A 17,316-nucleotide genomic window follows, 5' to 3' on the forward strand; every position below is an offset into this window, starting at 1 on the left:
TATTTAGCACTCGGTTCTCGTCACTCAGCACACAATTCGCACTCATCACTATCTAAGATTCACCCTCACCTGAATTTTTGTGTACTTTCTTATAGATAATGTATCTTTATTTAAAGTCGAGTGACAGTAGTGAGAGCCGTAAGAGTTTAGGCGTGTTACCCGTCAGGAGCGCGAATACAAGCGAACAGACGGATAATAATTAGTAGTCAGGAGTTAATGGTGAGTAGTAGTTTATATTACAACAAAGAGCGCTTCACTTACAACTCCCCGTAGAGAACCTAGAATCTGTGATGAGTAAAGCTAATAAAGACCAACAGCACCCGTTGTACAATCGCGATCGCCCCATCATTGAGAATTTATTGGTTGGTGAGGCAACTGATTATAATTTAGCAGAATTAGCTAGATTGCGAATTCGCTATTCCAGTTTTCCTGGTGCAAGAGATATTCAAAGCGATTTGGATAAGATTCTGGTGCAGTGGAATCTAAGCGAAGAGGAACTTTTTGAGAAAACACGCGCCTTACACAGTCGTGGGGGTATTTACAAAAGTCGCGGGAAAAAAGAAGAAGAAGATTGGAATTAGTACTGGCAAGAATTGGAAAAACCTCCAAGTTCTGGGATTTTCCTAGGTTTGTCCTCTACTCTCCCAACTTCTCCTGCTGACGATGTTCCCTCAATTTCCTCAACAGGTTTTCTTGAGCTAAAGAGGGAGTCACCTCAACACTAGTAGGTTGAGGCTGCTTACTAGCACTCTTAGTATCAACTGATTGTTGACGAGTGCTTGGTGTGGAATTCGTCACAGTAATAGTAGTAGGCTCAAACGTTTTCTTGGCACTTTTAGTCGCACCAGGTGAGAGATCAAACATCATCTGCTGTTGACGAGTGCTTGGGGTGGAATTCGTCACAGTAATAGTAGTAGGCTGAAAGGTTTTCTCAGCACTTTTGGCTGCACCAGGTGAGAGATCGAACATCATCTGCTGTTGACGAGTGCTTGGGGTGGAATTCGTCACAGTAATAGTGCTAGGTTGAAACGTTTTCTCAGCACTTTTGGTAACTGTCAATGGCATACTAAATGACGTCTGCTCTTGGTTTGTCTTGGGTACGGAAATTGCCACATTAGAATTGTTAACAACAGCTTTGACTGAGTCTAGAGTACTAGCAATTTGTGTGTGCTCTTGTATCTGCTGTGTGGAGGAGACCAAGCTACTTAAACCATTAACAAGTTGTCGTAAATTTTTCCGAAAAGCTGGATCTCCTGTCAACTCATCTAAATCAGATGTAATCTTTTGGGTGTTTTCAAATGTCACCCGTGCAGAATCTAAAGTTTGTTGCAGAACCACCACGTTATTAGGGTTGTTGAGGCTGTTGGAGATTTGGCGCAAATTAGCAGAAGCTTGTGCAGCATTTGCAGACAAAGTTTCTAAATTTTTGATTAATTCTCCTTGAGTTACACGATTAACAGCAGGTGAAAGACTGCTAACTGTTTTACGTAATTGATTGCTAGTTTCGGTGATATTGTTTAAGGCTGCAACAAGTGAAGAGCGGTTGCTAGTAACTAGATTATCAAGATTATTAATCAGCTTACTAACTTGAGTGTTTGTTAAACGAAGTTCTTTTGCGGTGGAACTAAATTGGTCTGCAGTATTACCGAATTGACTCAGAGTTTTAGTACTGGATGCACTCAGTTGAGTTGTTGCTTTTTGAACTGTATTAGTCGTCGCTGAAAAGGAGTTTAGTTGTTGTTGAAGGTTTTTGCTTAAAACAGTGAAGTTACGACTTAACTCAGCAATATTTGCAGCAGCAACAGCAGTATTTTCTACAGCTCTATTCACATTACTGTAGAATTTCTGGTCACTGTATACAGTTGCTAACTGAGTGCTTGAACGAATAAGTTCATCTGTACTGATTCCAATCTGACCTTTTAAGCGAGAATTATTACAGACAATAATTTGAGGGTTACAATTTTTATCTAAGGGTTTGCCTACTACAGATCCAGGAGGGAGCTCCGTTTTGGGTGTGATGTCAAGAATGTTTTCGCCAATCAATCCAGACTGATTAGCTTCAACTGAGACATTGCTAGGCATAATCAGCTTGGGTTTGGTAATTTCAATTTCCACCTCAACGTTATTTGCTCCTGGTCGAATGGCAGAAATGGTGCCTACTTTTACACCCCTGTACCGGACTGGTGCTCCTTTTTGAATACCGCCTGCATTCGCAAATTCCACAATAGCTTTGTATGAATTACGATCAAGACTAAATTTAGTTAGCCATAATATGATTAACCCAAACACTCCCAGTCCCAACAAAAGCAACAACCCAACAGAACCTTCTCGAAAAGTTCGCGCAGAGGCGAAGCGGCTTGTTAATAAACCTCGCATTTTCTTTTTCCTCAGCTATGGATTTTAGATTGTAGATTTGAGGTTGTAGGTTTTTCTTCTATCTAAAATCCCAAATCCAAAATTACTCTAACCAGCAATGTGAATTGGTCCAGAAACATTTCCACTAATAAATTGTCGAATCAAAGGATCGTCTGTAGTATCTATTTCACTGACACTACCTTCCCATTGCACTTTACCTTCGTAGAGAAACACCACCTTGTCAGCTGTGCGACGAATAGTGCTTTGTTGATGAGTGACAATAGCGTAGGTATTACAGCTTCCCTGTATACATTGCAACTGCCGAATCAAATCTTCTATCACAGTAGAAGCAATGGGATCAAGTCCGGCTGTTGGTTCATCGTACAGTAAAACTTCTGGAGCTGATTTGGGATTATCGGGGTTAGACATAATAGCACGAGCAAAGCTGACTCGTTTTCGCATACCTCCAGATAGTTCGGCTGGGTAGCGATCGCCTATTTCTGATAACCCCACCATCTCCAATTTCTCATGAACAAGTTCTTGAATCCGAGAACGCCGCAGTTTTGAGTATTGATAAAGTGAAAAACCCACATTCTCCTCCACCGTTAAAGAATCGAACAACGCCGCTTGCTGAAACACCATACCAATACCAAGTGGATCTGTCCCATCTTCAATCAATCCTTCTCGGTGCACACCTTTAATAAAAACGTCCCCAGAATCAAGAGCTGTTAACCCAGCAATCACCCGTAAAATTGTTGATTTACCAGTTCCACTAGGACCGATAATTCCTAGTGCTTCGCCTCGGTAAATCGTCAAATCCACGTTATCTAAAACCTTATTGCTACCAAAGGATTTAGAAACGCCTTTTAGTTCAATCAAAGGTTCAGTCATTAGTCATTAGTCATTAGACATTAGTCATTAGTTAAAATAAGTTACTCTAAATTTTGAACTCTTGACCCTGGACTTCGCAAAGCAGCGGACAAATAACAAAAATGCAGGATAGTGATGTCATTGTTATCGGTAGTGGTATTGGCGGGTTAACAGCTGCTGCATTACTTGCTCGTTACGGTAAGCGAGTAATTGTCTGTGAAAGCCATACAATCCCTGGGGGTGCTGCTCATACCTTCAGACGACGGGGATTTGAATTTGATTCCGGTCCCTCATTCTATTGTGGTCTGACAAGTACCGGAAGTTTGAATCCCGTCAAACAAGTTCTTGACGTTTTGGGCGAATCTTTAGAATCTGTACCTTACGACCCCCTTGGACTCTACCATTTTCCTGAAGCGAGTTTACCTGTTTATAGTAACGCTGACCTAACTCGTGAAGAAATTGCGAAAATTACGCCCCAAGGAGCGAAGGAACTCAAGCGCTTTGAGGAACGCTTGTTACCATTGTACGACGCGATGAAAGGTATTCCTACCCTAGCTTTACGAGCAGATTGGCAGGTGATTCCCATATTAATCGGACGTTACTTACCCTCTTTGTTAAAGATGGTACCTCATTTGCCTCTTGTTCAAGCATCTGTCGGTTCTGTGATGGATGCAACAGTACAAGACCCGTGGATACGGCGACTTATCGACCTAGAATGCTTTTTACTATCTGGTTTAAAAGCACATGGCACGATTGCTCCAGAAGTAGCTTTTGTGTTAGGTGAACGCTCCCGTGCTGGGGTTGAGTATCCTGTGGGTGGGAGTGCGGCTATTGTCAAGGCTTTGGTGCGGGGCTTGGAACGTTGGGGTAGTCAGTTGCTTTTGGGACATCATGTAGAGCAAATCTTAGTTGAGAATCGCAAAGTTCTTGGTGTCCAGTTGACAAAAGGTGAAATCCTCAAAGCACCCATTGTGATTTCCAATGCCAGTATTTGGGACACTTACACCAAACTGTTACGTCCTGAGGATTTGCCCTCGTCTTTTAGCAAAGCTGCATTGAATACACCACCAGTTGATAGCTTTATGCATTTACATTTAGGTATTCGTGCAGATGGTTTGGAAAACTTAACAGGACATCATGTCGTCGTTCACGACAGTGACAAGGATATCACAGTACCGGGAAATACTTGCATGATCTCAATTCCTAGTGTGTGGGATGCAACACTTGCCCCAGAGGGACATCATGTGGTTCACGCTTACACCCTAGAACCATATGCGGGATGGGAACGGAACGACGAATATGAACACAAGAAGCAACAGAAAGCGCAAACTTTATATCGTGCCTTAGAGCAAATTATTCCAGATATCAGAGAGCGTGTTGTGTTGGAACTTATTGGCACACCCTTAACCCATGCTTATTATCTACGAAGGTATCAGGGAACTTATGGTCCGGCTATTCAAGCGGGACAGGGCATGTTTCCGGGATCACACACACCAATACAGGGATTATATCGCGTCGGTGATAGCACTACGCCAGGAATTGGTGTACCTGCAGTAGCAGCGTCTGGGATTTTGTGTGCGAATATGCTGGTGAAGTAGTAAAAAAAGGGGAGTAGGGGGAGTAGGGGATGTAGGGGGAGTAGGGGATGTAGGGGATGTCAAATGTATCAGGATTTTTGTGAAAGGGTATTACACCTTTAATTTTTGACAAATCAGTTCTTCGGATTCCTATATTCCTCCAACAGTTGTGGAATGTAATCATACCCATCTACACCAATGACAGCAATTATTTTAGAACGATTTTTCTGCAATAAATTTCTGAAAGATTCTTCCCCTATTTGTCCTTGTAAAATTATGAGCCAACCCGCAGATTTTTGCCATTCATTTGAAGCGATTTGGTTTAATAAATACATTCCCAAACAACCAGCATAAATTGCTTTTTCTTGGTCTGGTAAATAATAATAAGCTTCGCCTAAATTAGATAAGTTCAAACCTTGAAGATACAAATCACCAGAAATTTGTGCTGCTTGAAAGCCGTCTTCTAAATATTTAATTGCTGTTTGAGGTTGCTCGATGATGACATAGGCTACACCCAAACTACTGAAACACAAAGCTTTACTTTGAACATCGCCCAGCCGTTCCGAGAGTGTTAAACCTTGTTGCAAGTAGTTAATTGCTGTCTCATAAACTTCTGGTTCTAGTTGTTCCAGTTGCTGGGCTTGCATAACTTCGCTGTATCCCAAGTTTACCAAGGCATTTGCTTCGCCTGTGCGATCGCCTGTTTGCCGACTCAGTATTAAGGCGCGTTGGCTAAAGTCAATTGCTTCAGGATACATTTTTTGGGCAACGTGGGTACGGCTGAGGTGGTTGAGATTGGCAATTTCACAAACGCGATCGCCTGCACTGCGTGCTATCTCCAAAGCTTGTTGATGAAATTGCACAGAACGCTTATATTGCCCGAATGCTCGTTGAGAAGAGCCTAAAAGTGTCAAAATTCGTGCTTTTTCTTGAGTTCCTTCCACTTGACGCAACGGTTCATCCAAATAATTCAGCGCATCTCGTAAGTACTTCCCAGAAAAAGAAGCAAAAATTCCGCCGTACAAGGGAAAGTATGAACGCTGTGCAAAGGTTCGCAGAATTTGCACCATCACTTGAGAACAACCAGCGCTGTATATTGATGCAGCACTACCAAAGCCACTTGCTAGTTGACTCCAAATCACTGCAAACGTCAAGAAAGTCGAAATCGACAACTTAGAGCCTGCTTTAACATTGTAAGGCTGTTGGTCAAACCAGTTGATTAAGCCCCGTTGCAAGTACTGCAAAATGACTGCCATCTCCACCCAATCACGCAGGCTGACACTGGTATGCTGTTGTGCAAATTCAATTGCAGACTTCTCCAAAGCTAAGTAGCGAAACAGTGCTTTAGGAAACTCGCTATTCACTTGCTTTGCCCAAGTTGCCCAAGGACCACGTTCTCCAGGTACACCACCAAATCCTAGTGATTCCCGGCTTTGCTCGTACATCCAACTGACTAAGTGGTCTTGCAGTCGCTGCCAACCAATAATGCCACGGTTTATACCATCTGATATTTCCTGGAAATCCGAATCAGCTTGGGCAAATTGTTGTAAGGATTTTGACACTTGCTGGATTTGTTGCAAATTCAGTGGATTCTTGCGGTTGAAGTCGATAGCACCTAAGAATGCAGCCAGACGACTTCCGACTTCGGCTGTCGTCACTTCTCTAAATGCTGAGACAATGGCTTCTGTAGTTTTATTTTGCTGTTGAGCGCGTTGCCATTGACTTTGAATGGTTTTGATTGCCCGCAGACTCCGGGTTGCTTTGGCTTGCTTGAGTTCATCTTTTTCCGTGTCTACTTGTTGCTGAGTGGAATTAAGGCGATCGCTCAAAACCAGTTCAAAAACTTCCCCCGTATCAGCAGTCACACCTTTGAGCAACATTTGATAAACCTGCTCTTGAGAGCTAATCTTGCCCTTGAGCGTGGTTTGGACAATTTCGTCGATTAAGGCGAGATACTTTTCGCGCAACGGCAGAGAGTCAGACACTTTAGCAACCAGAATAGGGATATGTCAATTTTAGTTGCTGTCTGGGTTAAGTTGCAGAAGAAGATCTTGCCAAGGTTTCAACCCCTTACCAAGGGGTGGGGCGGTTTTCTCTCGTTCCCATGCTCAGCATGGGAATGCACTTCTGTGGGCTGCTGCCTCCCAATGATTATATTTTTTATCCCTATTTTATTTTCCCCATTTCATTTCTTTACCCAAGCGAAAATCAATCAACTTGTTGGGTTCTGCTTTCGCTACATCAAAACTGCAATTAGCTTGATGTTCTGAAGGTTATTGATAATTTTGTTACGAAAACAGAAACCAATATTAGCTTGCGTTAATGAGCGTCGTACAATCAACATTACATTCGCCGGAGAATCTCTCAAACAATTAAAGAAACAACAAATATCAGGATTTGCGTTTGCATTCACATCACTGCTATTGATAAATTATTAAGGCTTTAAGATGAACATAAGTGAAAAGCTTCGATGTATTTTTTGCTGCTCATTTTCCAATTTTTCTCGTTATAGTTTAGCTGTGTTGATGGGTGTGGTTTTGTTATCTGACTCAGTGGAGGCGACATTTAGAAGCACAAATTTGCAGATAGCACAACAGCCAGTAACAAATTCGCAAGATGCAACTCGTGCTGCAGCACAAAAAGCTTTTGATGAAGGGCTTGCATTTTTCAAAGAAGGTAGCGCAGAGTCATTAAGACAGGCGATTAAAAAATGGGAAGTAGCTTTGCAACTGTGGCAGAAAGTGGGGGATGAAGCAAAACAAGCTCTTACTTCTCTTAGTATCGGGCGAGTTTACGACACTTTAGGAGAAAAACAAAAAGCACTTGAATTTTACAACCAAGCACTTCCACTGTTTCGTGCGGTGGGCGACAGGGGTGGAGAAGCTACAACACTCAACAATATCGGGCGAGTTTACGACACTTTAGGAGAAAAACAAAAAGCACTTGAATTTTACAACCAAGCACTTCCACTGTTTCGTGCGGTGGGCGACAGGGGTGGAGAAGCTACAACACTCAACAATATCGGGCGAGTTTACGACACTTTAGGAGAAAAACAAAAAGCACTTGAATTTTACAACCAAGCACTTCCACTGTTTCGTGCGGTGGGCGACAGGGGTGGAGAAGCTACAACACTCAACAATATCGGGCGAGTTTACGACACTTTAGGAGAAAAACAAAAAGCACTTGAATTTTACAACCAAGCACTTCCACTGTTTCGTGCGGTGGGCGACAGGGGTGGAGAAGCTACAACACTCAATAATATCGGGGGAGTTTACTCCGCTTTAGGAGAAAAACAAAAAGCACTTGAATTTTACAATCAAGCACTTCCACTGTTTCGTGCGGTGGGCGACAGGCGTGGAGAAGCTAGAACACTCAACAATATCGGGCGAGTTTACGACACTTTAGGAGAAAAACAAAAAGCACTTGAATTTTACAACCAAGCACTTCCACTGTTTCGTGCGGTGGGCGACAGGGGTGGAGAAGCTACAACACTCAACAATATCGGGCTAGTTTACTCCGCTTTAGGAGAAAAACAAAAAGCACTTGAATTCTACAACCAAGCACTTCCACTGCTTCGTGCGGTGGGCGACAGGGGTGCAGAAGCTACTACTCTTAGTAACATAGCTTCCCTAGAACGTAACCGAGGCAACTTAGAACAATCCCTCAAACAAATCTCAGCTGCTATTGAAATTATCGAAGATTTACGCACGAAAGTTGTCAACCAAGACTTGCGAACTTCCTACTTTGCCTCAGTGCAAGGTTATTACAAATTCTACATTGACCTGTTGATGCAGTTGCACAAAAAGAATCCATCAAAAGGATATGATGCTCTTGCACTGCACATCAGCGAACGCTCCCGCGCTCGTGGTTTGATCGAACTTTTAACTGAAGCTAATGCTAATATCCGCAAAGGTGCTAACTCGCAGCTGTTAGCAGAAGAACGCCGCTTACAGTTTCGTTTGGAAGCGCGACAGAAACGGTTATTATCATTGTCTAATACCGAAGCAAACGAACGCCAAGCCGCAGCCCTGAAAACAGAAATTGAAAATCTCCTCAACCAATACCAGGAACTGCAAGTAAAAATCCGCACCACTAGCCCAAAATACGCAAATTTAAAGTATCCCAACCCCCTGACTTTGCCACAAATTCAGCAACAGCTAGATAAGGACACGCTGCTATTGCAATATTCTCTCGGTGAAGAACGCAGCTACCTTTGGGCGGTGACTCCAAATTCTATGCAAAGCTACAAACTCCCAGGACGCAAAGAAATAGAGCAAAAAGTAGAGGAGTTACGCAAACTCTTACGAGACCCTGGGATGAATAAAGTTTCCCCAGAACAAACAGCAAAAGCCGCCGATCAACTTAGTCAACTCATTCTTGCTCCTGTTGCAAAAGATTTGGGTCAAAAACGCTTGCTAATTGTTGCTGATGGTGCATTGCAATACATTCCTTTCACTGTGCTGACAGTGCCAAAATCATCTGTTAGCGCAGAAAATTACCAACCATTGCTACTCAACCACGAAATAGTTAGTTTACCTTCCGCTACAACCATTGACATTCTCCGGCAAGAACTAAAAGGACGGCAAAAAGCACCAAAGTCCCTAGCCATTCTTGCTGATCCAGTGTTTAGCAACAAAGATAAACGTTTTACAAGAGTTACCCAAAACCGTTCTCTCAAAAACAATAACCAGCGTGGGGCATCCCAGAATACATCTTCCGCACTTGATCTAGACAAGTCTGCCTTAACGCGGGCAACTAGAGACATAGACATGGGCAATATTCCGCGACTCGAAGGAACGCGGAAAGAGGCTGAGGAAATTATGAAACTAGTGCCCCAGTCAGACACATTAAATGCATTTGATTTCGATGCGAACTATACCTGGGCAACTAACCCACAACTTAGCCAATACCGCTACCTACTTTTTGCAACCCACGGCATACTCAACTGGTAAAATCGAAGGGATAGATGCTGACGGTCAAGGCTACAGTTGCACGGGTACGCTGATAGCTGATAATTTGGTGTTGACTAATTCTCACTGCGTAGTTAATCCTGAAACTGGTAAACTTAGTCGGGGGATGGCCTTTCTACCAAATTTAATTAACGGTCAAGTACGCGATAAAAATGATATCGCTTACGCAACCACTGTTACGCCTGGAACATACTTCAAAAGCGGGACAATGGCAGATTATGTAGATGACTGGGCTATTATCAAACTTGACAGACCTCTTGGGAAAAAATACGGTGTTATCCCTTTGAAATCTTTACCATCTTTCGACCTTGTAGGGGATATTCAAAAATTTGCTCTGGTTGGTTATTCTGCTGATTTTCCTAACTCCAAGCAAAAGGAATATCAAGAATTTACAGCTGGAGAAAGCATGACTGCTGGCGTTCACTTGGGATGCAGCATTCTCCGGCAAAAAGATAACTTACTGTACCACAACTGCGATACTAAAGGCGGGGCTTCTGGCGGCGCAATTATCGGCAATATTGGCGGTAATTATTATGTTCTCGCTTTGCATTCTGGCTGGAACAAAGTTAACGGACTTAAATTAAACCGCGCAGTTGAGATATCTCGCATACAACCAGCTTTGCGAGGAAATTAGAGAGGAAGAATCAGGAGATAAAGTTGAAAGGAGTGCGATGGTGGGGAGCGATGGCACTTCTTTTGGCTGTTAATGCAGTAGTGCGATGGTGCAAAGCATCTAGGGGCGATGCTGCAAAGCAGGCGCTACGCAAACGCCACATTGGCATTAGTTAGTCCACTTCAAAAAGGGTGCGAGCAAGTCCTGACTGGCGAATAATAGACCGTAAAGTGCCAGTACGTAGCTCATCGTGATCAGGGACAGGAACAGTTATTGTTGAGTCTTCTGTTTGCAGTTGCATAATAATATGACTACCACGCTGACGTACCTGTACAAAGCCATGCTGCTCTAGAATTTTGCAAACTTCCCCACCAGAAAGAATACGCAGCTTACCCAAGGCTTACCTCTAGGCGTGTCACAAAAACTTCTGTATGCAGTCGTTCTTGGATTTCAGAGGGGGCTGCTGTTTCAAAGAAGAGTTCTAACGCCTCAACCAGATTATCCCGTGCTTCCTCAATTGTCCTACCTTGGCTTGCAATATCAAGTTCAGGACACAGAGATACATAGCCGTCTCCTTCGCGCTCAATGATTGCGGTGAGTTGTTTTGTTTGTTTCATTTTCTGTCTTGGTTGAACCAGCGCATTTAGGAAAATAGAATTATTGATCTAGATGTTAACTGTGATCACATTATTTGTGGATACAAATTAGACAAACGCTTCTGCTGCACGGTCAATTAAATCACGTTGTGCTTGGTACGCCGGGATGTTGATGGTTACATCGCGGTTTCGGTTTGCCGATTCACTTGATTGCGGTTGTATCACTCAATCTCTTCCAAATATCCACACAATGAATATACCAATTTTGTATATACAACATCAGCACAAAGTTCGAGCGAAAATCTCCTCTATCCAATTAATGATTTAGGATTGCTATTTCGCAAAGACATTTAGTACACGCTACCTTAAAAGAATATAAATAAAATTCGTAAAGCAAACTTGTACAGCTTGACAAAAACATCATCTCGTGTAATTAGACGATAAGATAATTCTATAAAACCATGAACCAGGTAGATTACCTCCGCATAAGTTTAATAGACCGCTGTAACTTCCGCTGTCAATACTGTATGCCAGAGGGAGCGGAACTTGACTATATCCTCAAGCAGCAGTTGTTGACTGATAAAGAACTGCTGATCCTGATTGAAGAAGTGTTTATCCCCGTTGGATTTACTAGGTTTCGTTTGACTGGGGGAGAACCTTTACTGCGTCCCCGTGTGGTGGAATTGGTGAAAGCAATAGCCTCTCTCCCCCAAACTCAAGACCTCTCAATGACAACAAACGGCTTTTTACTCGCTCCAATGGCGCAAAACCTGTATGATGCTGGTTTGCGACGCGTCAATATTAGCTTAGATTCCCTTGATCCCGATACCTTTGACCAAATTATTGGTAATCGCGGTCGTCCACGCTGGGAACAAGTTTGGCAGGGGATTCATGCGGCTTATCGCCTAGGATTTGACCCGTTGAAGCTAAATGTGGTGGTCATTCCTGGTGTCAACGACCACGAAGTTCTGGATCTTGCGGCGTTGACGATTGATAAACAATGGCACGTGCGATTTATTGAGTTTATGCCAATTGGTAATTCGCAGTTGTTTGGCGATCGCAGTTGGATATCTTCAGAAGAGTTACGCCAACGCATCCGCGAACGTTGGGGATTGACAGAATCCCAAGTTCGTGGTAATGGACCTGCTGATGTGTTTCAGATTCCGGGAGCGAAAGGGACACTGGGATTTATCAGTCAGATGTCGGAGTGTTTTTGCGATCGCTGCAACCGGATGCGTCTTTCCGCTGATGGCTGGCTGCGTCCCTGTTTATTAAATGAAACTGATCAAATTGACTTAAAAACTGCTCTGCGTGCAGGTATCAGCACTATCGAATTGCGGGAGCAGGTTAGGAACTTATTGGCAATTAAGCCAGATATTAACTTTAAGCAACGTTATTCAGGTACAGCGACTGGTGTTTATACTCGCACCATGTCACAAATTGGTGGATAACCTTCCGCAAGGCAAAAGTAAAAAGAAAGAAATCTTTTCTTTTTACTTTTGCCTTTTGCCTTTTGCCTTTTTTACGCTTGACGTGAGTAGTATTCCACCACAAGCAGTTCGTTAATTTGTAGCGCCACCCACTCGCGCTCAATAACGCTGTTGACTTTGCCAACCAACTTGTTTTTGTCAAACTCCAGATGGTTAGGTAAGTTTGCCAAACCAGGGTATTGTAAGTTAGCTTCGACCAACTTCCGTGAACCCTCCCGGTTTCTGACGGCAATTTCCTCTCCAGGACGGCATTGGTAACTGGCAATATTGACAGCGCGACCATTAACTGTAACATGACCGTGATTCACCAGTTGGCGAGCCGCCGGAATAGTGGGAGCCATACCCATGCGGAAAACAGTATTATCCAAGCGCATTTCTAGCAATTGTAGCAGCACTTGTCCAGTAGAACCGGTAACGCGTCTCGCTTTGCGTATATAACGCAGCAATTGCTTTTCCGTCACACCGTAGTTAAAACGGAGTTTTTGCTTTTCTTCCAACCGGATGGCGTATTCAGAACGTTTTTTGCGGTTCTGACCATGTTGCCCTGGCGGATAGGCGCGTCTAGCGCTTTTACGAGTTAATCCTGGTAAGTCGCCTAAGCGACGTACAACCCTAAGGCGTGGTCCTCTGTATCGGGACATGAGCTTCCTAAATTTTATCTTGCTTAACTTTACCCAGACATACAATTATATAGCAGTCCTAAATAAGATTGTGATATCAGGCATTGAATGATGAGGACCCAAACAGGAAAGCTCAGAAATGGTCTTTAACTTCCTCACTCCCCCCCAGTTTCTCACTCCCTCACTCCCTCATCTTCGCTGCTCTGTATTGCAAGCATCAAAGTGGGCTTTTATCATGAGGTAGCATACCTTTGGGTGTTTGGAGAAGGAAAAATAATGTTAGGCAAGAGAAAAAGTAAAGATACCCACACGCTTGGGCACAGATCCGGACATACTGCACAGCATCTTGAAGCAAGCGCAGACGCCTTAAAAGCAGTTATTTTTAGAGTCACTGCAGGGCTAGCCACACCAATGTTTGCTGTGGCTGGATGGTTTGCAATGACTTCATCAGGGTTGGCTGTCACAACTACATACACAAATGATTTTCGTTTATGTGCTGGACGACTTTTGAGTGTGGGTGTTGCAGCACAAACAGCGTCACAAGCTTGTGCTGAAGCGGTACGTCCTGGGGACTTGTCTGCCTGTGTGACCGGAATTGGACGACAAACACAAATTGCAGCATCTGAAGCCCTAGCAAGTTGTCGGCAAGCACGGCGTCCTGAAGAGCTAGGGAGTTGTGTTGTTGGTATCAGCCGCTACACTCGTGAAGCCGTTGGTCTGGAAGTTTTAAATTATTGTGGTCGTAGCTTGTTACCTGTACGTTTTGCTCAATGTGTAGTCGGTTTGCGTGCTGAAATAGATTTTACCCCGACTCAAGCAATGGAGAGTTGTATCGACGCCAGCGACAAAGTTAGCGGCTTTTTGCCTTCTTTTATTCCGTCAAATCGGCAACCTACGGATTTTAGACCAACTTTTGAGGTTAATCCAATCCCATCTCAACCATCTCAAATCCCGGTAAATCCCAGTAACAGATAAGCTCTACTAACAGTTATCAGTTATCAGTGAGACAGCGCTGCCAAGAGTTGTGCCTTGCGCGACTTTAAGCGTTGTGGCAACTTCGCAGAGGATCTCCCGACAGAGGCGACTGCGTAAGCGCAAGCGCACGAATCGAGCGAACGCGTAAGCGTGTCCCTTTGGGACTTACAAAGTAGCGTGTCCGAAGGACATACCCGAAGGGCTATCAGTCAACTTTATACTGCTAACTGTTAACTGTTAACAGGCTTTTAGTCTTCTTTCTTGCCAAACACCATTTGTAGAATCATCGGAACTCCTCCGTCTTGGTGATATCTATCTGCCCAAGCACGGATAATTTCATCCAATTCTTCCATAGCTCTCTCAAATCGCTCTGGTGGGATATCTAGCTCTTCCAAAACACGCATTGTGTTTGGTCTGCGTTCTGCCCAATCTCTCATCATCCGAAAATACCGGGCAGTATCTTCGACCATGATGTAAGTCCGCTCTTGCTCATCAACTGGAGCATAAAAAGGACGAGTCAGAGCATAGAAAGGCATTCCCCAAGGTGAATCAATGCGTGTCACCGTACCAGAGTAGAGCAGACGGCGCTTGATGTGTTCTGCCAATGCTTCACTCAGTTCCATACGATGTTCTGGAGGCAAATCATCCTGAGAGCGCTTGTGCAGAAATTCGATTAACTCCAAAAATTCAAAAGAAGTGATTAACTGAGCATCTGGTAGATTAGATGGCAGTTTTTGCTCAATATGTTTTTTCTCTTCTGATGTCAGATTTGTCCCTGGAACGCGCGATCGTCCTGGTTGCCAAGGATGTTTTTCCATCCATACATAAGGCAACTGAATCAGATAGCCCGGTTCTTGAGAACCGAGCATCTTCAGTAATTTACCCTCAGTTAGCGCTTGTCTAACTTCCTCAACAATGATTTTGACTCGTTTCGGCTCAAGGTGGTGCAAATGCCCTGTCATTCGCAGGTTTTGTCCCTGTTCCAGATAGGTCATGTAAATTGCACACTTTGCAGCCGTTGCTGCTGCATCTAAAAATGCCCCATGCCTATGCCCACTTGTGCGCATAGCGCTAAAAGCTAGATATAGCATGATCTGATCCATTGCACTGGGGCCGAGACGTTTGATCAGATCTACGTCGTTACTCATATTACAAACAGTTGAATAGCACGTTTACAAAATTGTCAGTCAATGGAAAGTAAGTAGTATACACCCACGTTAGGGTAATGTGTTTCCCTTAGATCATCTATTATGCGTTAAGTATGAGTGTTGATGGTAGTCATCGTTGGTAATTCATGCGTGTTTTCAAGCAAAAAATCCGAGCTTGCACTCTATATGTAGAATTCCCTTAGGAAAAAACCGAAAATTTCTGTCACTTAATCGCAGGTATCATATAGAGCATATACGCAGGATAAACTGCCAACCATTTCGTAAGCGCACCTTTCCTCTAGAGGCTTGAACCAACACAATAGAAAATTAGTTCCGACAAAGAAGGCATGGTTTCAAGGAGAATCCCTGCTTTGAAGGGATTGTTTCAGTTCAACAACTAGCTAGTACGTACGGCTAATGGATGATGTATCTTTTAAACAAAGGTAACTTTCGTGGGGTTTACCCTGACTTGCGAAGGGTTCTTCCGAATTTAGGTAGTACTAGGTAGAGCAAGATAATTGTAAGCGAGTTACTCCCGAACCGCATTTATTCGATATCTTCCCTACAGTTTTAGCCTGCCTCAATATAGATCCCCATAGAATCCAGGTTTCAGTGTTTCACCTGCCTTGGTAATAAAGTTGACACAATAACAGGTGGTGCGGCTCTTTGCAAATTGCTATGCTGCTCAAAACTGATAGTTATGTTTTGGGTGTAAAAGCAACTTCTTTTCGGGAAAATCGCTGACCTTACGTTGAAAAGATAATCCAAGGTTCAAACTACCTTCCTGTTTCGACAATTTTTGTTAATTTTATCAATCTGGCTGAGAGAGTAATGTTAGACAAGATACAAAATATTCAAGTATTTTTTTGAAACAATATATATGACAATTGATTTATAGTATTAAATATATTTAAATATTTTTTATTAAATAAAAAGTCTAATTTATGGTATAAATGTAACTCAGATTTTCAAAAAAAAATCAACAAAAGGTACAAATTAACAACTTATTTGTCTAATAAATGCTTGACTTGTTAGTACTTGTAGGCATTTTTAGGAGCAAACAACATAAATGTATATCTTAATAAGTGGAAGAAAAGGGTGTGGGGTTTAACCCCTCAGTCTTAACAAGACAAAATTCTGAATGAAACCCTCCTTGTAATAAGTATTAAATTGCTAACAGTACATAAATGAAATGTGTAAAAGACAAACTTTTTTGTAAATTTTCCGGATTTAGCACTAAAGTTCAGAATTTAGAGCTAACTGTTTATTAACTAAATGCTTAGTGGGTTTGCGGTATAAGATTTCCTTTTTTTCTCCGGAGTTCAAGAACTGCTCGGTTAAGCTTCCCGTGCTGCCATAATGGGTAATACTGATTTCAAAAAATAATGCGACAGATGGTTAGGTTATGTAGGACACTTACCTCAGAAGAATAGAGGCGTCAGTCGCCACGAGGAGCCAGCACTGCGCACGAGAATTTCCTGACCGGGACGATTTTAGATTTTAAATTTTAGATTTTAGATTGGGGGTTGGTCGGTACAAGCCCCGTCCTTCTAGGACGGAATTAATTCCTCAATCCGTCAATTTTAGATTTGCGATTTTAGATTTTAGATTGGGTTGGTTCGTTGTCCCACGAGTTAATACCATTTCTCTAAATAGTGGCTACATTTAGCGCTTGAAGAATGTAGTCCCATCCAGTCAAAGAAGCTATCACTTCTGGAGTGCGGTTATTTAACACCGTTCTTGTATGCGATCGCAGCTGTTCTAAATTGTCGTAAATCCCCCAACAAATCGTGGTTTTTAATATACTGCCAGAGCCTCTCTATCGGATTCAGTTCTGGGCTGTGAGGTGGTTGAAATAAGAAAATAATATTCGGAGGAACCTGCAGAGCTTTGGTAGTGTGAAAGCTACCATTATCTAGTTGAATAATATTCAGTTGTTCTGGATATTGCTCTGATAATTTATTCAAATAAATTTGAAAGCAATCGGTATCTAGATGAGAAAACTCTAAGAAAAAACTTTCCGCTACATTTTTCCTAGACAAAACCGGACAACCTTGGCAAAAAAGGCGGGTTGATCTGTCAACAAGTACGAGTAATTGAGA

14 protein-coding genes and 1 pseudogene are annotated in these 17,316 nt (G+C 42.8%); 7 read left to right on the top strand and 8 right to left on the bottom strand.

The genetic code is table 11. From position 1 onward, the window contains the following. The first annotated feature begins 290 nt into the window (after positions 1 to 290). Positions 291 to 581: a DUF3288 family protein gene (locus DP114_RS04485; protein WP_169263643.1), complete on the top strand. Its 291-nt coding sequence runs from the start codon at positions 291 to 293 to the stop codon at positions 579 to 581. 55 nt (positions 582 to 636) lie between these two features. On the opposite strand, the gene DP114_RS04490 is transcribed toward DP114_RS04485, so the two are convergent. Together DP114_RS04490 and DP114_RS04495 are read right to left on the bottom strand one after the other, a co-directional pair. Continuing rightward, complete coding sequence (locus DP114_RS04490; protein ID WP_171975544.1) at positions 637 to 2,376, bottom strand: MlaD family protein; 1,740 nt, start codon at positions 2,374 to 2,376, stop codon at positions 637 to 639. Between the two features lie 87 nt (positions 2,377 to 2,463). Further along, complete coding sequence (locus DP114_RS04495; protein WP_171975545.1) at positions 2,464 to 3,246, bottom strand: ABC transporter ATP-binding protein; 783 nt, start codon at positions 3,244 to 3,246, stop codon at positions 2,464 to 2,466. Positions 3,247 to 3,335: 89 nt separating this feature from the next. Between DP114_RS04495 and DP114_RS04500 the strand changes: the two are divergent. Further along, positions 3,336 to 4,823, top strand: a pseudogene (locus DP114_RS04500) (phytoene desaturase family protein); the annotation flags it as partial. A 113-nt stretch (positions 4,824 to 4,936) separates the two neighbouring features. On the opposite strand, the gene DP114_RS04505 reads toward DP114_RS04500, so the two are convergent. Beyond that, on the bottom strand, positions 4,937 to 6,787 hold the full coding sequence (locus DP114_RS04505; protein WP_171975547.1) for a tetratricopeptide repeat protein: 1,851 nt from the start codon (positions 6,785 to 6,787) through the stop codon (positions 4,937 to 4,939). Between the two features lie 462 nt (positions 6,788 to 7,249). Here DP114_RS04505 and DP114_RS04510 point away from each other — a divergent pair, with 462 nt between their 5' ends. From DP114_RS04510 to DP114_RS35680, 3 genes are read left to right on the top strand one after another with little or no spacing between them, the layout of a single operon-like run. Next, a complete protein-coding gene (locus DP114_RS04510; RefSeq protein WP_172195155.1) occupies positions 7,250 to 9,754 on the top strand; it encodes a CHAT domain-containing protein in 2,505 nt (834 codons plus the stop codon). Next, on the top strand, positions 9,669 to 10,406 hold the full coding sequence (locus DP114_RS04515) for a trypsin-like serine peptidase (protein ID WP_169263637.1): 738 nt from the start codon (positions 9,669 to 9,671) through the stop codon (positions 10,404 to 10,406). The genes DP114_RS04510 and DP114_RS04515 overlap by 86 nt, the downstream gene beginning before the upstream one ends. A 23-nt stretch (positions 10,407 to 10,429) precedes the next feature. Further along, entirely contained in the window at positions 10,430 to 10,561 is a 132-nt protein-coding gene (locus tag DP114_RS35680) for a hypothetical protein (protein WP_256379341.1), read from the top strand. Here the strand turns inward: DP114_RS35680 and DP114_RS04520 are convergent. Together DP114_RS04520 and DP114_RS04525 are read right to left on the bottom strand one after the other, a co-directional pair. Then, entirely contained in the window at positions 10,558 to 10,782 is a 225-nt protein-coding gene (locus DP114_RS04520) for a type II toxin-antitoxin system HicA family toxin (RefSeq protein ID WP_169263635.1), read from the bottom strand. The genes DP114_RS35680 and DP114_RS04520 overlap by 4 nt on opposite strands. Beyond that, positions 10,775 to 11,002 (bottom strand): type II toxin-antitoxin system HicB family antitoxin, encoded by a 228-nt coding sequence (locus DP114_RS04525; protein ID WP_169263634.1) that lies wholly within the window; start codon positions 11,000 to 11,002, stop codon positions 10,775 to 10,777. Before DP114_RS04525 ends, DP114_RS04520 begins: the two co-directional genes overlap by 8 nt. A gap of 440 nt (positions 11,003 to 11,442) precedes the next feature. Here DP114_RS04525 and moaA point away from each other — a divergent pair, with 440 nt between their 5' ends. Then, positions 11,443 to 12,432, top strand: a complete 990-nt coding sequence (moaA, locus tag DP114_RS04530) for a GTP 3',8-cyclase MoaA (RefSeq protein WP_171975549.1) — start codon at positions 11,443 to 11,445, stop codon at positions 12,430 to 12,432. A gap of 71 nt (positions 12,433 to 12,503) precedes the next feature. Here moaA and rpsD read toward each other — a convergent pair whose 3' ends face one another. Next, entirely contained in the window at positions 12,504 to 13,112 is a 609-nt protein-coding gene (rpsD, locus tag DP114_RS04535) for a 30S ribosomal protein S4 (RefSeq protein WP_171975550.1), read from the bottom strand. A gap of 255 nt (positions 13,113 to 13,367) precedes the next feature. On the opposite strand from rpsD, the gene DP114_RS04540 reads away from it, so the two are divergent. Then, positions 13,368 to 14,066 carry a hypothetical protein gene (locus tag DP114_RS04540; RefSeq protein WP_171975551.1) on the top strand — a complete coding sequence of 233 codons (699 nt, stop codon included), beginning with the start codon at positions 13,368 to 13,370 and terminating at the stop codon, positions 14,064 to 14,066. A 248-nt stretch (positions 14,067 to 14,314) separates the two neighbouring features. Here the strand turns inward: DP114_RS04540 and hetR are convergent, their stop codons facing one another. Next, positions 14,315 to 15,214, bottom strand: coding sequence for a heterocyst differentiation master regulator HetR (gene hetR, locus DP114_RS04545; RefSeq protein WP_169263630.1), 900 nt, complete (start codon positions 15,212 to 15,214; stop codon positions 14,315 to 14,317). Positions 15,215 to 16,938: 1,724 nt separating this feature from the next. Beyond that, positions 16,939 to 17,256 carry a transposase gene (locus tag DP114_RS04550; protein ID WP_171975552.1) on the bottom strand — a complete coding sequence of 106 codons (318 nt, stop codon included), beginning with the start codon at positions 17,254 to 17,256 and terminating at the stop codon, positions 16,939 to 16,941. Positions 17,257 to 17,316 lie beyond the last annotated feature (60 nt).

The organism is Brasilonema sennae CENA114, assembly GCF_006968745.1.
Taxonomy (GTDB): Bacteria; Cyanobacteriota; Cyanobacteriia; order Cyanobacteriales; family Nostocaceae; genus Brasilonema; species Brasilonema sennae.

What these genes read in the sequence shown, in the direction of transcription:
- DP114_RS04485 (WP_169263643.1), top strand. Translation starts at nt 291, where the DNA reads ATGAGTAAAGCTAATAAAGACCAACAGCACCCGTTGTACAATCGCGAT.
- DP114_RS04490 (WP_171975544.1), bottom strand. Translation starts at nt 2,376, where the DNA reads ATGCGAGGTTTATTAACAAGCCGCTTCGCCTCTGCGCGAACTTTTCGA.
- DP114_RS04495 (WP_171975545.1), bottom strand. Translation starts at nt 3,246, where the DNA reads ATGACTGAACCTTTGATTGAACTAAAAGGCGTTTCTAAATCCTTTGGT.
- DP114_RS04510 (WP_172195155.1), top strand. Translation starts at nt 7,250, where the DNA reads ATGAACATAAGTGAAAAGCTTCGATGTATTTTTTGCTGCTCATTTTCC.
- DP114_RS04515 (WP_169263637.1), top strand. Translation starts at nt 9,669, where the DNA reads ATGCGAACTATACCTGGGCAACTAACCCACAACTTAGCCAATACCGCT.
- DP114_RS04525 (WP_169263634.1), bottom strand. Translation starts at nt 11,002, where the DNA reads ATGAAACAAACAAAACAACTCACCGCAATCATTGAGCGCGAAGGAGAC.
- moaA (WP_171975549.1), top strand. Translation starts at nt 11,443, where the DNA reads ATGAACCAGGTAGATTACCTCCGCATAAGTTTAATAGACCGCTGTAAC.
- rpsD (WP_171975550.1), bottom strand. Translation starts at nt 13,112, where the DNA reads ATGTCCCGATACAGAGGACCACGCCTTAGGGTTGTACGTCGCTTAGGC.
- DP114_RS04540 (WP_171975551.1), top strand. Translation starts at nt 13,368, where the DNA reads ATGTTAGGCAAGAGAAAAAGTAAAGATACCCACACGCTTGGGCACAGA.
- hetR (WP_169263630.1), bottom strand. Translation starts at nt 15,214, where the DNA reads ATGAGTAACGACGTAGATCTGATCAAACGTCTCGGCCCCAGTGCAATG.